Origin of the sequence: Bradyrhizobium sp. SZCCHNRI2009, assembly GCF_032485115.1 — a bacterium.
In the GTDB taxonomy this organism is placed as follows: Bacteria; Pseudomonadota; Alphaproteobacteria; order Rhizobiales; family Xanthobacteraceae; genus Bradyrhizobium.
Genome location: NZ_JAUEUH010000001.1, coordinates 279,304 through 299,843, shown reverse-complemented (window position 1 = coordinate 299,843; position 20,540 = coordinate 279,304). Strand labels below are relative to the sequence as shown.

22 protein-coding genes are annotated in these 20,540 nt (G+C 67.0%); 13 read left to right on the top strand and 9 right to left on the bottom strand.

The window, feature by feature from the left end; all coding sequences use genetic code 11:
- Positions 1-59: 59 nt before the first annotated feature.
- Entirely contained in the window at positions 60-1,112 is a 1,053-nt protein-coding gene (gene bioB, locus QX041_RS01400) for a biotin synthase BioB (RefSeq protein ID WP_409977927.1), read from the bottom strand.
- A gap of 120 nt (positions 1,113-1,232) precedes the next feature.
- On the opposite strand from bioB, the gene QX041_RS01395 reads away from it, so the two are divergent.
- The 9 genes from QX041_RS01395 (at position 1,233) to soxA (ending at position 9,532) form a co-directional block, all read left to right on the top strand.
- Positions 1,233-1,865 (top strand): GntR family transcriptional regulator, encoded by a 633-nt coding sequence (locus QX041_RS01395; protein ID WP_315715813.1) that lies wholly within the window; start codon positions 1,233-1,235, stop codon positions 1,863-1,865.
- Between the two features lie 130 nt (positions 1,866-1,995).
- Complete coding sequence (locus tag QX041_RS01390) at positions 1,996-3,396, top strand: MFS transporter (protein ID WP_316164323.1); 1,401 nt, start codon at positions 1,996-1,998, stop codon at positions 3,394-3,396.
- 137 nt (positions 3,397-3,533) lie between these two features.
- Complete coding sequence (locus QX041_RS01385; protein WP_315715685.1) at positions 3,534-3,983, top strand: (2Fe-2S)-binding protein; 450 nt, start codon at positions 3,534-3,536, stop codon at positions 3,981-3,983.
- 10 nt (positions 3,984-3,993) lie between these two features.
- Complete coding sequence (locus tag QX041_RS01380) at positions 3,994-6,177, top strand: xanthine dehydrogenase family protein molybdopterin-binding subunit (RefSeq protein WP_315715684.1); 2,184 nt, start codon at positions 3,994-3,996, stop codon at positions 6,175-6,177.
- Positions 6,178-6,233: 56 nt separating this feature from the next.
- Positions 6,234-7,511, top strand: coding sequence for an NAD(P)/FAD-dependent oxidoreductase (locus tag QX041_RS01375; RefSeq protein ID WP_315715812.1), 1,278 nt, complete (start codon positions 6,234-6,236; stop codon positions 7,509-7,511).
- Complete coding sequence (gene soxX, locus QX041_RS01370; RefSeq protein ID WP_315715683.1) at positions 7,498-7,941, top strand: sulfur oxidation c-type cytochrome SoxX; 444 nt, start codon at positions 7,498-7,500, stop codon at positions 7,939-7,941. Before QX041_RS01375 ends, soxX begins: the two co-directional genes overlap by 14 nt.
- 6 nt (positions 7,942-7,947) lie before the next feature.
- On the top strand, positions 7,948-8,436 hold the full coding sequence (locus QX041_RS01365) for a SoxY-related AACIE arm protein (RefSeq protein WP_315715682.1): 489 nt from the start codon (positions 7,948-7,950) through the stop codon (positions 8,434-8,436).
- Entirely contained in the window at positions 8,436-8,756 is a 321-nt protein-coding gene (gene soxZ / locus QX041_RS01360) for a thiosulfate oxidation carrier complex protein SoxZ (RefSeq protein WP_315715681.1), read from the top strand. Before QX041_RS01365 ends, soxZ begins: the two co-directional genes overlap by 1 nt.
- Positions 8,756-9,532 carry a sulfur oxidation c-type cytochrome SoxA gene (gene soxA, locus QX041_RS01355; protein WP_409977928.1) on the top strand — a complete coding sequence of 259 codons (777 nt, stop codon included), beginning with the start codon at positions 8,756-8,758 and terminating at the stop codon, positions 9,530-9,532. Before soxZ ends, soxA begins: the two co-directional genes overlap by 1 nt.
- Positions 9,533-9,664: 132 nt before the next feature.
- Here the strand turns inward: soxA and QX041_RS01350 are convergent, their stop codons facing one another.
- Positions 9,665-10,618 (bottom strand): LysR family transcriptional regulator, encoded by a 954-nt coding sequence (locus QX041_RS01350; protein WP_316164322.1) that lies wholly within the window; start codon positions 10,616-10,618, stop codon positions 9,665-9,667.
- 101 nt (positions 10,619-10,719) lie between these two features.
- Between QX041_RS01350 and QX041_RS01345 the strand changes: the two genes are divergently transcribed.
- From QX041_RS01345 to QX041_RS01335, 3 genes are all read left to right on the top strand, one after another.
- Entirely contained in the window at positions 10,720-11,157 is a 438-nt protein-coding gene (locus QX041_RS01345) for a DoxX family protein (protein WP_315715678.1), read from the top strand.
- 63 nt (positions 11,158-11,220) lie between these two features.
- Positions 11,221-11,685, top strand: coding sequence for a hypothetical protein (locus QX041_RS01340; protein ID WP_315715677.1), 465 nt, complete (start codon positions 11,221-11,223; stop codon positions 11,683-11,685).
- Positions 11,686-11,791: 106 nt separating this feature from the next.
- Positions 11,792-12,283 carry a TlpA disulfide reductase family protein gene (locus QX041_RS01335; RefSeq protein WP_315715811.1) on the top strand — a complete coding sequence of 164 codons (492 nt, stop codon included), beginning with the start codon at positions 11,792-11,794 and terminating at the stop codon, positions 12,281-12,283.
- A 52-nt stretch (positions 12,284-12,335) separates the two neighbouring features.
- On the opposite strand, the gene QX041_RS01330 is transcribed toward QX041_RS01335, so the two are convergent.
- The 3 genes from QX041_RS01330 to QX041_RS01320 form a co-directional block, all read right to left on the bottom strand.
- Entirely contained in the window at positions 12,336-13,991 is a 1,656-nt protein-coding gene (locus tag QX041_RS01330) for a regulator (protein WP_315715676.1), read from the bottom strand.
- A 75-nt stretch (positions 13,992-14,066) separates the two neighbouring features.
- On the bottom strand, positions 14,067-14,753 hold the full coding sequence (locus QX041_RS01325; RefSeq protein ID WP_315715675.1) for an isochorismatase family cysteine hydrolase: 687 nt from the start codon (positions 14,751-14,753) through the stop codon (positions 14,067-14,069).
- Between the two features lie 383 nt (positions 14,754-15,136).
- Entirely contained in the window at positions 15,137-16,183 is a 1,047-nt protein-coding gene (locus QX041_RS01320; RefSeq protein WP_315715674.1) for a S1C family serine protease, read from the bottom strand.
- Between the two features lie 156 nt (positions 16,184-16,339).
- Here QX041_RS01320 and QX041_RS01315 point away from each other — a divergent pair, with 156 nt between their 5' ends.
- The gene (locus QX041_RS01315) at positions 16,340-17,107 is read left to right on the top strand and encodes a thermonuclease family protein (protein WP_410051842.1); all 768 of its coding nucleotides are present in this window, start codon (positions 16,340-16,342) and stop codon (positions 17,105-17,107) included.
- A 114-nt stretch (positions 17,108-17,221) separates the two neighbouring features.
- On the opposite strand, the gene cyoD is transcribed toward QX041_RS01315, so the two are convergent.
- From cyoD to QX041_RS01295, 4 genes are all read right to left on the bottom strand, one after another.
- A complete protein-coding gene (gene cyoD / locus QX041_RS01310; RefSeq protein WP_315715673.1) occupies positions 17,222-17,605 on the bottom strand; it encodes a cytochrome o ubiquinol oxidase subunit IV in 384 nt (127 codons plus the stop codon).
- Positions 17,602-18,243, bottom strand: a complete 642-nt coding sequence (gene cyoC / locus QX041_RS01305) for a cytochrome o ubiquinol oxidase subunit III (protein ID WP_316164320.1) — start codon at positions 18,241-18,243, stop codon at positions 17,602-17,604. The genes cyoD and cyoC overlap by 4 nt, the downstream gene beginning before the upstream one ends.
- Positions 18,244-18,267: 24 nt before the next feature.
- A complete protein-coding gene (locus tag QX041_RS01300; RefSeq protein WP_316164825.1) occupies positions 18,268-19,101 on the bottom strand; it encodes a COX aromatic rich motif-containing protein in 834 nt (277 codons plus the stop codon).
- A 72-nt stretch (positions 19,102-19,173) separates the two neighbouring features.
- Positions 19,174-20,505, bottom strand: a complete 1,332-nt coding sequence (locus QX041_RS01295) for a sorbosone dehydrogenase family protein (protein ID WP_316164319.1) — start codon at positions 20,503-20,505, stop codon at positions 19,174-19,176.
- Positions 20,506-20,540 lie beyond the last annotated feature (35 nt).

Here is a 20,540-nt window from a genome sequence, read left to right as displayed (position 1 = left end):
CCGGCACGACAAGGCAGTTCCGTGGGCGCCGTCGCGCCGAGATCGCGCTGAGGGTTGAATCAGGCCGGGGACGAAGCCTCCGCGCCCTCGCCGGCGGCGATCGGCGCGCCCGGGCGCGCCGACAGCGACGATGTCATGCCGAGCCGCGCGAGCAGATCGGCGTCGCGGTCGCGTTGCGGATTGGCCGTGGTCAGCAGCACGTCGCCGATGAAGATGGAATTGGCGCCAGCGAGCAGGCACAGGGTCTGCAGCTCGTCGCTCATATATTGCCGGCCCGCGGACAGCCGCACCACGCTGGCCGGCATCATGATCCTGGACACCGCGATCAATCGCACGAGCGCAATCGGATCGGGCCGCGCGGCCGTAGCGTTGACCGGCACGCCCTTGACCTCGTTCCACATGTTGATCGGCACGCTGTCGGGATGCTCAGCGAGATTGGCCAGCAGCACCAGCATGCCGAGCCGATCATCGACCTCCTCGCCCATGCCGATGATGCCGCCGCAGCACACCTTGATGCCGGCCTGCCGCACATGCGCGAGCGTGTCGATGCGGTCCTGCAGCGTGCGCGTGGTGATGATGCGGTCGTAGAATTCGGGCGAGGTGTCGACATTGTGGTTGTAGAAGTCGAGCCCGGCCTCCCTCAGCCGCTGTGCCTGCGGCGGGGTCAGCATGCCCAGCGTGACGCAGGTCTCCATGCCCAGATCCTTCACTGCGCTGACCATGTCGCAGACCTGATCGAGGTCGCGGTCCTTCGGACTGCGCCAGGCGGCGGCCATGCAGAAGCGCTCGGCCCCGGCGGCCTTCGCGCGCCGCGCGGTGGCGACCACCTCGTCGCGGTCCATCAGCTTGGTCGCCTTGAGCCCGGTGTCGTAATGCGCGCTCTGCGAGCAGTAGCCGCAATCCTCCGGGCAGCCGCCGGTCTTGATGCTGAGCAGGCTCGCCGTCTCGACGCGGGTGGGATCGAACTGCCGGCGATGCGCCGACTGCGCCAGGAACATCAGGTCCGGAAATGACAGGCGATAGAGCGCCTCGGCCTCGTCTCTGGTCCAGTCATGACGGATGGCATTGCCAACCGCCATTCGATCAGGGCCCGCGCCGCTTTGATCCGCCATGCTCGCTCCACGCCAAATTATAGATTATCATAGACATTATCTATGATTTCTCTGTATTCGAGCACCGTATCGGACGAGAGCTTCCGCTGCATCGGTTTTTTCGATAGATAATCTATGACTATGCCGGACGAGAATCTCACCACCGCTCAGCGGATCGCCGAAGCGATCACCGATCGCATCGTCAGCGGTGCGCTGCCGCCCGACGCGCCGTTGCGGCAGGACCACGTCGCGCGCGAGTTCAACTCCAGCCACGTGCCGGTGCGCGAGGCATTTCGGCAGCTCGAGGCGCTCTATCTGGTGGTCGCGGCGCCGCGACGCGGCGTGCGGGTGGCGCCGCTGGATGCGAAGTCGACCAGGGAGATCGTCGAGATGCGCACAGCGCTCGAGGTGATCGCGCTGCGCAATGCCGCGCCGCGATATACGCCGGCGCATCTCGCCGCGATCGAGCTGGCGCTGATCGAGGCCGATAATGCCGAGACCATCCAGGAGTTCGAGACCGCAAACCGCGCCTTTCATCGCGCGCTGGTCGCGCCCTGCGCGATGCCGCGGCTGCTGGCGAGCCTCGACGGACTACGCCTCGCGAATTCGCGCCTCGTGCTGGCGATGGCCCGCAATGCCGGCTGGCGTCCGCGCACCAACCAGGATCACCGGCTGATCCTGCAGGCCCTGCGCGCCCGCCAGATCGGCCACGCCTGCGAGCTCCTGACGCGGCACAACCAGACGATCGAGCGGCTGGCAAGGCCGGGCGTGTAGCCGGCTTCAACCCGTTCCTTGCGACCGGGCGCATACCGCCATGCGCCCGCGACGGCTGGGGCGCTCGCCTGCTCCCGTGTACATGCTGATCCGGACGCGCCCCGCGAACCGAAGGTCTCCAAAGGTCTCCATGTCCAACCGCCACCACGCTTCGAGGCTCGCCGGCGACGGCACCGCCGACGGCCTACCGCCGGGCCAGCGTCCCTGGGCGATCGCGGCGATCTTCACCGCGCTGTCGATGGCCTCGCTCGACGTCGCCATCGCCAACATCGCGCTGCCGTCGATCTCGGCCGATCTCCACGTCTCCCCGGCCGAGGTGGTCTGGGTGGTCAACATCTACCAGATCGCGCTGGTGGCGACCTTGCTGCCGCTCGGCGCGCTCGGCGAGATCGTCGGCCATCAGCGCATCTATCTCGGCGGCCTCCTGCTGTTCACGCTGGCCTCGGTCGGCTGCGCGCTGGCGTGGTCGCTGCCGACCCTGGTCGTTGCCCGCGCGTTGCAGGGCCTCGGCGCCAGCGGCATCATGAGCGTCAACACCGCGCTGGTGCGCTACGTCTATCCTGGAAAAATGCTCGGCTGCGGCCTCGGCCACAATGCGCTCGTGGTCGGCATCTCCTTCACCTTCGGCCCGACCATTGCGTCCGCCATTCTCTCGCTCGGCTCCTGGCCTTGGCTGTTTGCGATCAACCTCCCCTTCGGCCTGATCGCCATCGCGATCGGCATGAAGATGCTGCCGCGCACGCCGCGCGCCGAGCATGGCTTCGACTTTCTCGGCGCCGGGCTCGCTGCGCTCTGCCTCGGCCTGTTCATCACCGGCATCGGCAGCGCCGCGCATGGCGCGACGCCGGCCATGGTGGTGGCAGAGCTTGTCGGCGCGCTCGTGCTCGGCGTCATCCTGACCCGCCGCCAGGCCGATCACCCGGCGCCGATGCTGCCGATCGATCTGTTCCGCCGCGGGGTTTTCGCGCTGTCGGCGGCGACCGCGGTTTGCTCCTTCTCGGTGCAGGGCCTCGGCTTCGTGTCGCTGCCGTTCTATTTCGAGGACATTCTCCAGCGTTCGCAGGTCGAGACCGGGTTCTTCATGACACCCTGGCCGCTCGCGGTCACGATCATGGCCCCGATCGCCGGGCGGCTGTCGGACCGTTTTCCCGCCGGCCTGCTCGGCGGCATCGGCCTGGTGATGCTCGGATCCGGCATGGCGCTGCTCGCCATGCTGCCCGAGAACCCGAGCATCGCCAACATCGTCTGGCGCATGCTGATCTGCGGCATCGGGTTCGGCTTCTTCCAGGCGCCGAACATGAAGGCCATCATGTCAAGCGCCCCGCCCCATCGCAGCGGCGGCGCCAGCGGCATCGTCGCCACGGCCCGGTTGACCGGTCAGACCACCGGCGCGGCGCTGGCCGCCTTGTGCTTCAGCCTTGCGGGGCACGACGGAGCCACCCTTGCCTTGGCCCTCGGCGCAGGTTTCGCCGCGCTGGGCAGCGTGATGAGCTTTCTGCGGCTTGCCGTAGCTCCGCCGCGCGGCCCATGAGCCGAAGCAACTACAACCCCGGCTCATCACAAATCTTCCCGCGCGGCAAACGCATATTCTTGATTTGAAGGATGCAAACGTTCGCGCCACATTGCCGCCCTCTGTTCAACTGGCGAGTTGAACGAAAGGGATCTGCGATGGCAAACCTCACGATCAACGGACAATCCTATACTCTGGACGTCGAGCCCGACACGCCGCTGCTGTGGGCGATCCGCGAGAATGCCGGACTGACCGGCACCAAATATGGCTGCGGCATTGCACAATGCGGCGCCTGCACCGTGCATCTCGACGGCGCGGCCGTGCGCTCCTGTGGCGTCACCGTCTCCGAGGCCCAGGGCAAGCAGATCACCACCATCGAGGGGCTCGCGAGCGACAACGGGCTGCACAAGGTGCAGCAGGCCTGGGTGGAGAACGACGTTCCGCAATGCGGCTACTGCCAGAGCGGCATGATCATGGCCGTCGCGGCACTGCTCAAGGACAATCCGAAGCCGAGCGATCAGGACATCAACGACGCCATCACCAACATCTGCCGCTGTGGAACCTTCGCGCAGGTGCGCGAGGCGATCCACGCCGCGGCCAACGCCTGAGGAGGACGGCATGAACCAGCATGTGACGCCGCGCCTCGACCGCCGGTCCTTCGTCATCGGCACCGCCGCACTCGGCGGCGGCCTCGCCCTCGGCCTCGATATCCCCTTCGGCGGCCCGCAGGTGGTGCGCGCAGCCGATGGCTCACCCGAGGTCAATGCATGGGTCGTCGTCCGGCCCGACGACACCGTGGTGATCCGCATCGCCCGCTCGGAAATGGGCCAGGGCTCGCTGACCGGGCTCGCCCAGCTCGTCGCGGAGGAGCTTGCCTGCGACTGGAGCAAGGTCACGACCGAATATCCGACGCCCGGCCAGAACGTCGCCCGCAAGCGCGTGTGGGGCGATTTCTCCACCGGCGGCAGCCGCGGCATCCGCTCGTCGCAGGACTACGTCCGCAAGGGCGGTGCCGCCGCGCGCATGATGCTGATCCAGGCGGCCGCCGACGAATGGAAGGTTCCGGCGGCCGAATGCACCGCCGCCAACAGCGTCATCACCCACAAGGCGTCGGGCCGCACGACGACCTACGGCAAGGTGGCGGAAGCCGCCGCGAAGCTGACGCCGCCTGCCGACGTCAAGCTGAAGGATCCGAAGGACTGGACCCTGATCGGCAAGGGCGTGAGACGGCTCGACACCGCCGACAAGGTCACCGGCGCGATGATCTACGGCGCCGACATGAAGCTGCCGAACATGCTCAACGCCGCGATCAAGGACTGTCCGGTCACCGGCGGCAAGCTGAAGAGCTATGACGAGGCCAAGATCGCCGGCATGAAGGGCGTCAAGAAGGTGGTCGCGATCGATGGCACCGCCGTGGCCGTGGTCGCCGACACCTGGTGGCACGCGAAGACGGCGCTCGATGCGCTGCCGATCGTGTGGGACGAAGGCGAGAACGCCAAGGTCTCCTCGGCCTCGATCGCCAAATGGCTCGCGGAAGGATTGGAGTCCGGCCCCGCCTTTGTCGGCAACGAGAACGGCGACGCCAAGGCGGCGCTGGCGAGCGCCGTCAGGAAGGTCGAGGCCGTCTACAACTATCCCTATCAGAACCACGCCACGATGGAGCCGATGAACGCCACGGCGCTCTACACGCCCGAGCGATGCGAGGTGTGGTGCGGCACGCAGAACGGCGAGGCGGCGTTCGCCGCGGTTCTGGAAGCCTCAGGGCTGCCCGCCGACAAATGCGAGGTGCACAAGCTGATCCTCGGCGGCGGCTTCGGCCGGCGCGGCCAGACCGACTATGTCCGCCAGGCGGTGAAGATCGCCAAGGAGATGCCGGGCACGCCGATCAAGCTGTTGTGGTCGCGCGAGGAGGACATGACCCATGGCCGCTATCACCCGATCACGCAGTGCAAGCTGACCGGCGGCTTCGACGCCGACAACAATCTGACGGCACTGCACATGCGCATCTCCGGCCAGTCGATCCTGTTCAGCCTGCGGCCCGACGCGCTGGTCAACGGCAAGGACCCCGCGACCTTCCAGGGGCTCGCACCATCGGGCGAAGCCACGATCGGCTACTCCGTGCCGAATTTGCTGATCGAACACGCGATGCGCAACCCGCACATCAATCCGGGCTTCTGGCGCGGCGTCAACGTGAACCAGAACGCGATCTATCTCGAATGCTTCATGGACGAGCTCGCCGATGCGGCCGGCCAGGATCCGCTGGACTTCCGCCGCAAGCTGATGGCCGATCATCCCAAGCATCTCGCGGTGCTCAACGCTGTCGCGGAGAAGATCGGCTGGGGCACGCCGGCGCCGGACGGCGTGTCCCGTGGCCTCGCTCAACTGCACGGCTATGGCAGCTACGTCGCGGGTGCTGCCGAGATCTCGGTGATCGACGGCAGAAAGATCAAGATCCACCGCATCGTCGCCTCGACCGATCCCGGCTACGTCGTCAACCCGGCGCAGGTGGAGCGGCAGATCGCCGGCTCGTTCGTCTACGGCCTCTCGGCGCTGTTCTACGGCGGCTGCACCGTGAAGGACGGACGGATCGTCGAGACCAACTTCGACAGCTACAACTCGATGCGCATCGCCGAGATGCCGAAGGTGGAAGCGATCATGATCCCGAGCGGCGGCTTCTGGGGCGGCGTCGGCGAGCCGACCATCGGCGTCGCCGCACCCGCCGTGCTGAATGCGTATTTTGCCGCCACCGGGAAGCGCATCCGCTCGTTGCCACTGCGCGACCAGAACATCACCTTCGCATGACCCGCGTGGCGGCGGCCGTTGGGACCAATGGCCGCCGCCGTGCTATTGCAATGATGATGACGATGTCCCGGCAGCGCACGCGCAGAGAGGTCGGCGGCCTGATCGCGGCGTCAGTTGCCATGATCGCCGCCCCTGCCGTGCTGCGCGCACAAGCGATGGCGCGCGTCGTCGTGATCGGCGGCGGCTTCGGCGGCGCCAGTTGCGCCCGCGCGCTGCGCCAAGCCGATGGCAAGCTCGACGTCACCCTGGTCGAGGCCAACACGACCTTCACGGCGTGTCCGCTCAGCAACGAGGTCATCGCTAGCCTGCGCGATATCAGTGCCCAGCAGTTCGGCTATGACAAGATCGCAGCCGAAGGCGTGAGCATTGTGCTGCGGGCGGCCACGGCGGTCGATGCGCCCGCCCACAAGGTCACGTTCGCCGACGGCAGCGCGCTGGCCTATGACCGCCTCGTGCTGGCGCCCGGCATCGACCTCGATTTCACGGCCCTGCAAGGCTACGACGAGGCCGCCTCCGCGGTCATGCCGCACGCCTACAAGGCCGGCGAGCAGACGCTGCTGCTGCGGACGCAGATCGAGGCGATGCCGGATGGCGGCACCGTCGCGATCGCCGTCCCGGCCAATCCGTCGCGCTGTCCGCCCGCGCCTTACGAACGCGCCAGCCTGATCGCGCATTATCTCAAGGCGCACAAGCCGAAGTCGAAGGTGCTGATCCTCGATGCCAAGGACAGCTTCTCGCAGCAGAAGCTGTTCGAGCAGGCGTGGCAGCAGCTCTACCCCGGCATGATCGAGCGCATTCCGCTGTCGCAGGGCGGCCGCGTCACCGGCGTCGAGATCGCCACGCGTACCGTCGTCACCGAGTTCGGCAATTACAATCCCGATGTGACCAACATCATCCCGCCGCAGAAGGCCGGCCGCATTGCCGCCCTCGCCGGCGCGGCCGACCGCACCGGCTGGTGCCCGATCGATGCCGCGACCTTCGCCTCGAAGCTCGTCCCCGACGTCCATGTCATCGGCGACGCCTGTCTCGGCGGCGGCATCCCGAAATCGGCCGGCGCCGCCCAGGCGCAGGGCAAGGCGTGCGCGGCCGTGATCGTGCGCGATCTGACGGGACGGCGGTCGGAGCCGCCGACGCTGACCGGCATCTGTTACAGCATCGTCGCGCCGGACGACGCGTTCTCGCTCGCCGGCATCTACCAGCCCAAGGGAGACATCTTCGCCGAGATCGAGGGCGGACGGGCCAGCCCGGTCGACGCATCGCGCGAGACGCGCGCGCGTGAGGCCGCCGCGGCGACGGCCTGGTTCAAGGCGCTGACCCACGATGCCTTCGGCTAGCCTTGTCATCGCCGCGCTCGTGGCCGCCCTGCCCGCCGCTGTCGCGGCGCAGACACTCGCGCCCGCTACGATCACCGGCGACGGCATCGCCTCGTCCCTCACCGGACGGCCCGGCGACGCCACCCGCGGCCGCGCACTCGTCGTCGCGCGCAGCTCGACCTGCATCCTCTGTCACTCCGGCCCGTTTCCGGAAGCGCACTTCCAGGGCGATCTCGCACCCAGCCTTGCCGGGGCCGGCAGCCGTTCGACGATCCCGCAGCTCCGCTTGCGGCTGGTCGATGCCTCCAGGCTCAATCCGGAAACGATCATGCCGTCCTATTATCGCATTGACGGGCTGACGCGCGTCGGTTCCGCCTGGCGCGGCAAGCCGATCCTGTCGGCAGAGCAGATCGAAGACATCGTCGCCTATCTCGCGACCTTGCGCGAGTGAGCCCATATGACCGGCATGTTCGAACCGTCCCACATGTCCCGCCGCCACCTGCTGCAACTGGCGGGAACGCTGACCGCCGCGGGCGCACTGCCGCTGATCACGGTCCGGCCTGCGCAGGCGACCCCGGCGATGCTGGCGTCCGCGATCCGCAACCTCGTCGGCGAGGCAAAGGTGAACGCCGGCAAGATCCGACTCGACATCCCGCCGCTGGTCGAGAACGGCAACACCGTGCCGATGACCGTCAGCGTCGATCACCCGATGACGCCTGACGATTTCGTCAAGAGCATCCACGTCTTCAACGAGAAGAACCCGCAGCCCAACGTCGCCAGCTTTCACCTGACAGCCAGCGCCGGCCGCGCCCAGGTCACGACGCGCATCCGGCTCGCCGACACCCAGAAGGTCGTGGCGATCGCAAAGCTCTCCGACGGCTCGTTCTGGTCGGCGAGCGTCGACGTCATCGTGACCTTGGCCGCCTGCACCGAGGAGATGCCGTGATGCCTGCCGCCCTCGTCAACGTTCCCGCCAAGGCCAAGCGCGGCGCCGTCATCGAGATCAAGACACTGATGAGCCACGTCATGGAGCCGGGCTATCGCCATACGGCCGCAGGCGAAGCCATCCCGCGCGACATCATCACCAGCTTCACCTGCCGCTTCAACGGCACCGAGATCTTTCGCGCCGACCTCTATCCGGCCATCGCCGCCAATCCGTTCCTGTCGTTCTTCACCACGGCTACCGAGAGCGGCCGCTTCGAGTTCGAATGGATCGGCGACAACGGGTTCGTCGCCACCACCGCCGCCGCGATCACGATCGAATGATGCGGTCTGCGTTTCTCACTGTCGTCACGGCAATCGTCGTGACCTTGCCCGTGCTTGCCGGCGAGATCGCAGAGTCCGAGCGCCGCTCCGGCTATGACTTCATGTCGTCGGACACCAGGGCGATGCAGGACGACGACACCGCCAATCCGGCGATGCTGTCGGTGCTCGACGGTGAGGCGCTGTGGACGACGAAGGCAGGCACGGCCAACAAGGCGTGCGGCGATTGTCATGGCCCGGTCGATGTCAGCATGAAGGGCGTCGCCGCGCGCTATCCCGCCTTCAATGCCACCAGCGGTGCGCCGGTCGATCTCGGCCAGCGCGTCAATCTCTGCCGCAAACAGCATCAGGAGGCAGCGCCGTTCGCAGCAGAGAGCCGCGAGCTGCTGGCACTGACGGCGCTGATCGCGAAGCAATCGCGCGGGATGCCGATCACCGCTGGCGACGATCCGCGGCTCAAGCCCTTCATCGCGCGCGGTCGCGAGCTGTTTTTTCAGCGGCAGGGCCAGCTCAATCTCGCCTGCACCAATTGTCACGATGACAATTGGAGCAAGCATCTCGCCGGCTCCGCGATCACGCAGGGACAGCCGACGGGCTATCCGATCTACCGGCTGGAATGGCAAGGCATGGGCTCGCTGCAGCGCCGCCTGCGCGGCTGCATGACCGGGGTGCGCGCCCAGGCCTACGATTTCGACGCCCCCGACATGATCGCGCTGGAGCTGTATCTGATGTCCCGGGCGCAAGGGATGCCGGTGGAGGCGCCGGCGGTGCGGCCGTGAGCGGGCAAGGTCTCGCGAGCTATCAGGCAAGTCGTTCGAGCTTGCAGAACGCCGCTTACGAACGAGCCGTGCCATGGGTTACGCGTCGTGGCCGGCCATGACGGCATGGAGACCCCCGGCGACCCAATATGCTCAAGATCCTGCCTTCCGTCCCTTTCTCACCCCTGCCGCCGTCGGATCGATCGCGGCGAGAGGTCCGTCCGAGGCCTGCTTCATCAGGGGATCGGCGGCGATGAAGTCGATGAAGGTACGGACCTTGGCGGAGAGATATTTTCGGCTGGGATAGACCGCCATCAGCGGCGCTTTGATCGTCAGCATCTCCGGCAGCACCGTCTCGAGCCGGCCGCTGGCGAGGTCGTCGGCCATCAGCCAGCGCGGCAGCACCGCCATGCCCATGCCGGCGACAGCGGCGTGATGCAGGAGCGTCTCGTTGCCGCTGATCAGCACCTCGTTGAAGTTGACCGTCACCTCGCCCTCTCCGGTCGGCAGGATCATGGCCCGCAGCGGGTACAACGCGTATTTCAGCATTGCATGGCCATTGAGATCGGCCACCGCCTTCGGCCGCCCGGCGGCGGCGAGATAGCTCGGCGCGGCGACGAGCTGCATCAGCACCGGCGACAGCGGCCGCGCGATCAGCCCATCGCCGGGCGTGGCCGAGACGCGCAGCGCCAGATCAAACCCCTCGTCGACGAGATTGACCAGGCGTCCGCTGAGATCGATCACCACGTCCGGATAGCGCGCGCGGTACGCTGCGAGCGTGCCGGCAAACAGCGGATTGGCGAACCATACCGGCGCGCTGACCTTTAGGGTGCCGCGCGGGATCACGGTCGCCTTGCTGACGACGGCCTCGACCTCGTCGAGAGACTCCAGCATCGGCCGCACCTGGTCGAAATAGACTTGGCCGGCCTCGGTCAGGCCGACACGCCGGCTGGTGCGGTTGAGCAGCCGGGTCGAGAGCCGCTGCTCCAGCTGCATGACATGCTTGGAGGCCATCGCCGGCGAAAGCCCCAGGCGATCGGCGGCGGCCGCGAAGCTCTTGAGCTCCGCGACCTGGCAGAACACCCGAATACTGACCAACGTATCCACTTATCATCAACCAATAGAAAATGATGACTTAACGAAAAGCATAATGATCAAACCAGAAGAAATTATCAATGTCGGGCACGTTTTCATTTGGAGCTCCGACCATGTCCAGCACCGCATCGACCACCGATCTCAGCCCACTCCAGCCCCCGCTGGCGCTGCGCATCGGCCTGTGGGTCGCCCAGACCCTGCTCTTCGCCCTGTTCTGCTTCGCCGGCGTCACCAAGGTCTTCACCCCGATCAAGGAACTCGCCCAGATGATGCCGTGGACCGGCGAATATTCGGTGGCCTTCGTCCGCACCATCGGCCTGATCGATCTGGCTGGCGGGCTCGGCATCCTGTTGCCGTCGCTGACCCGCATCATGCCGCGCCTGACCGTGCTGGCCGCAATCGGCTGTGCCACGCTGCAGGTGTTCGCGTTCGCCTTCCACATCTCCCGCGGCGAAGCGGCGGTCACGCCCCTGAACATCCTGCTGCTGGCGCTGTCGCTGTTCGTGCTGTGGGGCCGCAACGGCAAGGCGCCGATCGCGCCGCGCGGCTGATCCGAGCATCGCCGGCGCTGGCCATCCAGCGCCGGCGCATCGCGTGCTTTGAAGGAAGCCATGATGAGCGAACCGATCCCTGACGTGTCGCGCCGCGGCTTTCTCGCTGGCGCGACAGCCCTCGGCGCCCCAGCCCCCGCCGTCCCGGCCGTCGCCCAGCATCGCGCCGGCATTGTCGTGCTGATCGACCGCAACGACCCCCATGTGATGGGTCACGCCATCAGCTATTCCGGCAATCTGACGCGGCATTTCGGCAGTCTCGGACAGACCCCCGCGATCGAGGTCGTCGCCAACGGCACCGGCATCGACGTATTTCGCGCCGACAAATCACCGCTCAAGGAGCCGCTCGCGGCGCTGCGGCAGATGTATCCGCATATCGGCTTCAGCATGTGCGCCTCGTCGAAGTCGATCGCGGAGAGCAAGGAGAACCTCACGATCCAGCTGATCGACGGCGCCAGGCTGGTGCCGTTCGGCATCGGCCGCGTCGTCGAGCTGCAGCGCAAAGGCTGGGCCTACGTCCATGGCTGAGGTTTTGAGCGCGCCCGCACGGCGCGATCTGCTGCTGGCGGCGGCCAGCCTGCTGCTGCTGACAAGCAGGCCTGCTTGCGCCGGCGCACAGGACCCGAGCCCGCCGGTGTTCCGCAGCGGCCGCACCCAGTTCATCGTCGAGCGGCCGCGCCGGGCGCTGCCGCCGTTGAAGCTGCAGGACATGGGCGGCAAGGACGTGACGCTCGCGCCCAAGCCCGGCCATGTCACGCTGGTCAATCTCTGGGCGAGCTGGTGCGCGGCGTGCAAGGTCGACCTGCCGACTTTGGCCGGGCTGGAGCGGATGCGGATTCCGGCGCTCGACGTCTGGACCATCTGCACCGACCGGCGCGACATCAAAAGCATCCGCCGCTATGCCGAGGCGATCGCGATGCCCCGCGCCTCCTACGCCGATCCGCATGCGCAAGCGACCAATCCGGCCAATGCCGATGCCTCGATCTTCGCGACGCCGGCGATGCCGATCACCTATCTGATCGGCACGACGGGATTGATCGAAGGCTATGTCACCGGGGCGGCCGAATGGCTGTCCGAGCCGGGCCAGGCGCTGCTGCGCTATTATCTCGATCAGCCGGGCGCGTGAAAATCATCACCGGCGGCCATGCCGCCGGTTGTCGTTCTCGTTGAAAAGATACCTATTCTGCCGGCGCCGCATGCATGTCGGCATGCGCCAGGTAGCTCTCGGACATGCCGAGCCGCCCCAGTGCAAACAATCCGCCTGCGACCACGAAATAGGCCAGCGCCACCGCCGGCGTGACGCCGAAGCCGCCACCGATGCCGACGGCCTCGCCATGCATGAAGCCGAAATAGGTCATGACGGCACCGGCAAGCGCGAAGGCCGCCGCCTTGGTGAAGTCGCGCTCGATCACGAACACGCCGATCGCGCCGAGCACGAGGCCGGCGAGGATCGAGCCCCCGCCCATCACTTCGAGCCCGTGATACAGCACGCCTTGCTGCGGCAGCGCCGCGATCGCAGCGGTCTTGACCGCATCGACCTTGTCGGCTGCGAGGCCGCCGACGCTCTGCGCCGCGGCCACCGTCGAGGCCAGCATGGTGTCGATCTGCAGCTTGGCCCAGGCGGCGAGATGCGGCGTGAAGGCGAGCACGATCGCCGGCGCGTGCTTGACCGGCGTGGTCTGGAACGCCTGCGCGCCGATCAGCATGCCGATGTACAGCAGGATCGGCGAGATCGCGACCACCGGCACCAGCGCCAGCAGCACCGAGATGATGCCGAGCCAGGACAGCACGATCACCATTAGCCCGGTCGCCGCGGAGTAGCCGATGCGGCCGCCCATCGCCTTCCAGCCGGGATGGCCGATATAGACGGCGTTGATGAAGGGGTTGCCCATCATGCAGCCGATCAGGCTGACGACGCCGTCGGCTGTCAGCACCCGCGTGGTCGGATATTCGTCGCCCGCGGCTTCCGCGCTCTCGACATTGTCCATCGCCTCGACGAGGTCGTAGATGCCGAACGGGATCGCGGTTACCAGGATCACGCCGAGATATTCGAAGCCGGAGAACACCGTGCCGAACGCCGGCAGCGGCACCGAGAAGCCGAAGCTCGCAAAGGCGTCCCCGACGCCCTTGACGCTGAGCCCGCCGAGACCGAGGCCCAACAGGTTCGAGCCCCAGGCGATGATCATGCCGACCGCGATCGCCACGAGGCCGGCCGGCAGCCCCTTCGGATATTTCACCCCGCCGAACCAGCTCACCAGAATGATCGCGAAGCACACCAGGCCGATCTGCGGCGTCATGTACATCTCGAGCGCCGGCCGCATCGAGATGAAGGTGACCGAGACGCCGGCCAGCGTGCCGAGCAGCGCCGCGCGCGGCGTGATCTTGCGGATATAGGGCGCGACGAAGCCGCCGATCATCAGGATGAAGCTCTGGAAGAACACCCAGACGAGGCCGGCCGACCAGCCCTTCAGCGGATCGCCGGTCTTGAGCGTGATCGGCAGCATGATCACGAAGGTCACGATGAACATGTGCGGGACACTGACGCCCGAGGGCAGCGCGCAGACGTCGCTGCGTCCGGTCTTCTGCGCCAGGCGATAGGCAAGGAAGGCGTAGTACAGGGTCGACAGGCACATCATGAGGCCGAGCGCCGGCAGGATGCGGCCGAACACCAGGCTGTCCGGCATCTTCAGCACGAAGCGCAACAGTCCGGTGAGGACGAGCATGTTGACGAGGATGTTGGTGCCGAAACCGAAGAACGCGTTCCAGTCTCCGGGTGTCCAGAGCACCGGCTTGAAATCCGCTCTTACCGAGCTTGCCGTCCCGCTTCCGCTCATCGCCTTGCTCCCCTGTTGCTTGCAGCGACTACATGACCGAACTCATTCGTCTCGACTCGTCTCTCGGTTCATCTCTCAGTTCATGGCCTTCAGAACCGCGGCGGAGTCAGCGACCCAGCCGAAGATGCCGCCCTGGGCCTTGATCATCTTCAGGCCCATCTCGTGGAATTCCGGGAAGTAGGACGCGCAGCCGTCGGAGATGACGACGCAGCGATAGCCCCGGTCATTGGCCTCGCGCACGGTGGTGTTGACGCAGACCTCGGTGGTGACGCCGCACACCAGCAGGTTTTCGACGCCGTGATGCTTCAGCACGTCACCGAGTTCGGTGGCGTAGAAGGCGCCCTTCCCCGGCTTGTCGATCACGACCTCGCCGTCGACAGGATAGAGCGCGGGAATGATGTCGTGGCCGGCCTCGCCGCGGATGAGGATGCGCCCCATCGGACCGGGATCGCCGATGCGAAGCGACGGCGCGCCGCGCTCGACCTTGGCCGGCGGCGCGTCGGAGAGATCAGGCGCGTGCCCCTCGCGCGTATGGATCACCAGCATGCCGCTCTTGCGCGCCGCCGCCAGCACGTTGGCGATCGGCGCGACGGCGCGTGCAAGCTGCGAGACGTCGTTGCCCAGCGTCTCGCCGAACCCGCCCGGCTCCATGAAGTCGCGCTGCATGTCGATGATGACCAGCGCGGTCTTGAAGAGATCGAGCGTGATCGGCTCCGGCTCGGCCGTGATCGTAGCGGTTGCCGATGCAGATGAGTTCGCCATACCAGCCGCTTGCCTCTCCACGAGAATGCCTCGCAACAGACGAAGCAAGCGCTATGCCATTGTGTACAATCCAGCGGAGCGCGACGGCCCTGGCGAAGGACGAACTAATTCAAGGGGTTGAGAAGCGCGCGGGCAATGCCCGGTCGCTGAGCAGGTTTGTTTGCAGCGATCGCAGCTCATTTCATGAGCGGCCATTGCATGCAACGATCACCCTGCTGCATCCCCGTGCGCCAAGGGAAGCCAGTGAATTGAGGAGAGTCTCAACTGCGCGAGCTTGCCCACCGATCGCGCCAAACCGCACGGTGTCGTCCCGGGCTTGACCCCATGGGCGTTCGCCGGGACGACGGCGGTGGTTGTGGCGTGAGCTCAGCGTCCCACGACGATCACGACGCCTGCCGCGCCGCCGGCTTGCGCTCGACCGGGTGGATGTCGATGCCGCGCAGCCGTCCCAGCCGCAGCACGTCCATCGCGACGGTACGGCCGATGCGGTCGCGGTCGAGCACGCGGATCAGGTCGTCGACGCCGTTGATGTCGACACCGTCGAGCTTGATCACGACGTCGCCAGGAAACAGGCCGGCGCGGGCCGCGGGCCCGTCCGGCTCGATCTGCATCAACAGCGCGCCCATCTTGTTCTCGACGCCGGCCAGCAACGCATGTCGCCGCGGCACCGGCGCGGTCTGCCCGGACACGCCGATATAGGCGCGGCGGACGTAGCCGTGGCGGATGATCTCCGACAGCACGAACTGCGCGGTGTTGCTGGCGACGGCAAAGCAGATGCCCTGCGCGCCCTGGATGATGGCGGTGTTGATGCCGATCACCTCGGCGGCCGACGACACCAGCGCCCCGCCGGAATTGCCCGGGTTGAGCGCCGCATCGGTCTGGATGACGTCCTCGATCATGCGGCCCGAGACCGAGCGGATCGAGCGGCCGAGCGCCGAGACCACGCCAGCCGTCACCGTGGATTCGAAGCCGAGCGGATTGCCGATCGCGACCACGAGCTGGCCGCGGCGCAGGCTCTTGGAGTTGCCGAGCGCGGCGTAGCGCAGGTCGCGCGCGTGATTGGCGCGCAGCAAGGCGAGATCGGTGTCGGGATCGACGCCGAGCACCTGAGCGTCGGCGACGACGCCCTCGACGTCGCGCAGCCGGATGCTCTTGGAGGAGCCGACGACATGGCTGTTGGTCAGCACGAGACCGTCGGGCGAGATCACGATGCCCGAGCCGAGCCCGCCGCGCTCGGCGCGGGAGCCGGCGGTCGACCCAGCCCTGGGGCCGGTTTCGACGCGCACGACCGCAGGGCCGACCCGCTCGGTGACGTCGATGACGGCATTGGAATAGGCGTCCAGCAGCGCGCGGTCGTCGGCCGGCGCAGCATCAGACGCGCGCGCCGGCGACAGCGCATCGCCGGCGAGATCGGAGGTAAAGTCCAACATGGCAAGATTTCCTTCGCCCGGTCAGATGGGTAGCAGCCGCCCCCCGCGCAAGGTGGCGATCCGGCGGCGCCGTTCCGCGCCGTCCTTGGCGAGACTCACGCGCGCTGTGATAGGACTACGGCTGGGTATTTGATGAATCTGATTGCGGGAGGAAGCATGCGGCTGCGAGACCGGCTGTTGTCGTTGTGTGGGGCCATGGTGCTGGGAGCCGACATGACCGGCGCATCGCTGGCGGCGAGCGCCACGGTACGCAGCGGCGACACGATCCAGCTCGGCGACACGGTGTTCCGGCTCGACGGCATCGATGCGCCGGAGGTCGACCAGCTCTGCATCGACGATCACGCCGATTCCTGGAGCTGCGGCGTCGAGGCCCGCGAGCAGCTCGGCAAGCTGATCGGCGGCCGCTCGGTGCGCTGCGACGATCTCGGCCCCGACAAGCCGCTCAAGACGCGCAGGATCGGCCTCTGCATCATCGACGGCGACAGGGTCAGCCTGAACCAACAGGTCGCGCGCGCGGGCTACGCCATGAGCGCGGATCCGGCGATCAAGTATCGCGCCAAGGACGATGTCGCCGCGGCCAAGGAGGCGGTGCGCGGGCTGTGGAAGGGATGTTTCGTCGCCCCAGCCGAGTTCCGCGCCGACAAGAAGGACGGCGCCCTGCTCGGCGCGGCCTGCCGCGCCGACCGCGACCGCGAGATCCGTGCGGTGCTCTTCCCGGACGCGCCGAGCGCGCCGCCGGGCTGCAGCATCAAGGGGAAGTTCGCGGTGCGCGCCCGCGTCACCGGCAACATCGGCATCTACCATCTGCAGGGCTGCCCGAGCTATCCGGCGACCACCGAGCCCGACCGCTGGTTCTGCTCGGAGGACGATGCACGCGCCGCCGGCTTCCGGCGTGCATTCAACTGCCGCGCGCCGAAGAAGTGAGATCGGACGGTCGACGAGCCGGCACGACAAAGCAATCGAGAGCTGTCGCGCGGCCCATCGCGAGCGAAGCGATCCAGGGGCTCGGCAAAGACCCGGTGATATCCGCAGCGATGCTCAGTGCTGCATCTGCAGCAGCTGATCCATCGGCATCATGTTGTGGTTGAGGTTCGCCATGATCCACAGCGAGCCGCCGACGACGAGAAACACGATCAGCAGCCCGAAGGCCAGCGCCAGCACGTTGTTGGTGTTGTCGGGCCCGGTGGTGATGTGCAGGAAGAACACCAGGTGCACCCCCATCTGGGCGATCGCCAGGACGATGATCGCGACCGGGATCGACGGCTGCCAGACGAGGTCGGTGCCGGCGATGAAGAACGATGTCGCCGTCAGCAGGATCGCGAGACCGAGGCCGGCGACATAGAACAGGACGCGGGAACGCAGGCTGCCATGCTGCTGCTCGCCGGGTGCGAGATCGAATTCCGCGGGGGCTTGATCGGTCATGTCGCACTCCCGAGCAGATAGACCACGGAGAACACCGCGACCCAGATGATGTCGAGCGCGTGCCAGAACAGCGCGAAGCACAGGATGCGACGCTCGATGTCGGCGCGGAAGCCCTTGGCGACCACCTGCGCCATCATGGTCAGCAGCCACAGGATGCCAGCCGCGACGTGCAGGCCATGGCAGCCGACCAGAGTGAAGAACGCCGACAGGAAGGCGCTGCGGCTCGGCCCGTCGCCGCGGCCGACGAGGTCGACGAACTCTCGGACCTCGAGCAGCAGGAAGCCGGCGCCGAGCAGGCCGGTGACGGCCATCGCGACCTGGAACCAGAGCTGGTTGTGGCGCTCGGCGGCAATGCTCGCCATGCCGCAGGTGAAGCTCGACAGCAGCAGCAAAGCGGTCTCGACCGCGACGTTGCGGACGTCGAACAGTTCGGTGCCGCCCGGACCGCCGGCGGTCGCACCCGACAGCACCGCGAAGCTCGCGAAGAAGCACGAGAACATCACGATGTCGGAGAGCAGGAATATCCAGAAGCCGAATCCGGTCACGATCCGTTTCGGCGCCGGCCCGGGATGCTCGGCGGCACGCAGTTGATGCGGATCGGCATAGGCAGGCGCCTGAGCGACGGTGGTCACCGACATCGGCCCACTCCCTTTGCGACGACTTCAGTGGGCATGCGCCGTTCCGCCTTCCGGCCGCGACTGGTTCTCGCTGAGCTGCGGTCCCGGCGCCGGAGGGATCTTCTGGCTGGCGATGTTGCCGAACAACTCGGGATCCGCGAGCCGGTAGGTCTTCGGACGGGTCTCGACGGACTGCGCCGCGAGCTCCTTGTAGCCCGCCTCGTCGAGCAGCTGGCCGCTCCTGGCAGCATTCGTCACCCAGTTGGCGAAGTCGGGCTGCGAGACGACGTTGGTGTCGAACATCATGTCGGGAAAACCGTCGCCGCTGAAATGCGAGGCCAAGCCCTTGTAGGTCCCGACATGATCTCCGCGCAGGTTCAGCCGCGTGACCATGCCGTTCATGGTGTAGATCATGCCGCCGAGCTGCGGGATGAAGAAGGCCGTCATGACGCTGCCGGATGTCAGCTCGAAGCGCAGTGGCGCGCCGATCGGGACGGTCAGGCTGTTGACGGTGGCGATGCGCTGGTCGGGATAGATGAACAGCCACTTCCAGTCGAGCGACACCGCCTGGATGCGGATCGGAAGCCCAGTGCCGTCGACGGGCTTGCCCGGGTCGAGCTGGTGCGAGCCGATCCAGGCGACGCCGCCGAGCAGGATGACGGTGAGCGCGGGGATCGACCACACCACGAGCTCGACCGCGCCCGAATAGGCGAACTCCGGCCGGTAGCGCGCCCTGGTGTTGGAGCTCCGGAACCAGAACGCGAAAGCGAGCACCGCGATCGATGTCGGCACGATGATCGCCAGCATGATGATGACGGAATCGATCAGGATCGTCTGCTCGGCGGCGGCGATCGGCCCTTGCGGATCGAAGATGTTCATACGCTCATCCGGCATTCATCCGCGCTCCCAACCCACACCGGGTCGAGAGGTTCCTGCGCCGCAAAGATCCGCTCAGCGGCTCACGCGCCAAATCGTGCTGTTGCCGTCTTCGGAGATGAGCAGGCTGCCGTCGCGCGCCACGGTGACGCCGACCGGCCGGCCCCAGACCTCGCGATCGTTGACGACGAATCCGGTGACGAAATCCTCGTATTCGCCGGTGGGCACGCCGTCCTTGAGCCTGACCCGGATCACCTTGTAGCCGGTGCGCTTGGACCGGTTCCACGAGCCGTGCTCGGCAGCGAAGGCATCGCCGCGATACTCCGGCGGAAACAGATTGCCGTCGTAGAATGTCAGACCGAGCGAGGCCGAATGCGGCTGCAGCAGCACGTCGGGCACGGTGATCCTGCCCTTCAGGTCGGGGCGCTCGCCGGCATGGCGCGGGTCGGGGTTGTCGCCGATGTAGTACCAGGGCCAGCCATAGAAGCCGCCCTCCTTCACCCGCGTGACATAATCCGGCACCAGATCGTCGCCGAGCCCGTCGCGTTCGTTGGTCGAGCACCACGGCGTTCCGGTCGCGGGCTGGATGGCGAGGCCGACGCAGTTGCGGATGCCGGTGGCGAACAGGCTGCGGTTCTTGCCGTCGGGATCGAACGCCAGCACGCTGGCACGGTCGGCCTCCCCGCCCCAGGCCGCGCCGAGCGGGTGCGCCTTGATCCAGGCACTGACTCCGCCGGTTGGCTCTCCCAGCGCTTCGCCGACATTGCCGGTGGAGCCGACCGACACCAGCATGCGCTTGTCGTCCCTGGTGAAGACGATATCGCGCGTCGAATGGCCGTAGCCGGCCGGCAGATCGGGCACGACGACCTGCAGCGGCCCCTGCGCCTTCATGTCGCCGGCACGATAGGGAAAGCGCATGACGCGCTCGGTGCTCGCGACATAGATCCATTGCGGATCGCTGCTCGGGTAGAAGGCGATGCCGAAGGGATGGCCGAGACGGTCGGCGAAGATCTCGCTCGACGCGACCTTGCTGCCGTCCTCGCTCGGACGCAGCACGCGGACGCGCCCTGCCCGGGTCTCGGCAACGAAGATGTCGCCATTCGGCGCGGTGCGGAGGATGCGCGGCCCGCTCAGCCCCTCGGCAAACAGCGCGATCTTGAAACCGTCGATGACCTTCGGCACGGCGGAGGCCGGTCGGTGCATCACGCGGGAGACGTTGGCTGCGGACGCCGTCGCCCCCGGTTTGGGCAGGTCTTCGGGACGGATCAGCCTGATTGTGCCAGGTGCATCACCCTGCCAACTGCCGAACGCGTCCTTGCCTTTCAGCACAACAGGTTCGGCTGCGGCGGCGGTCGCCGCCAGCGCGCTCAAGGTCGCCACGACAGCCGTGCTGATCAGTCTCGTCATGCGGTCCTCGCGCGTCTCGAACGGCCGGCAGTCTA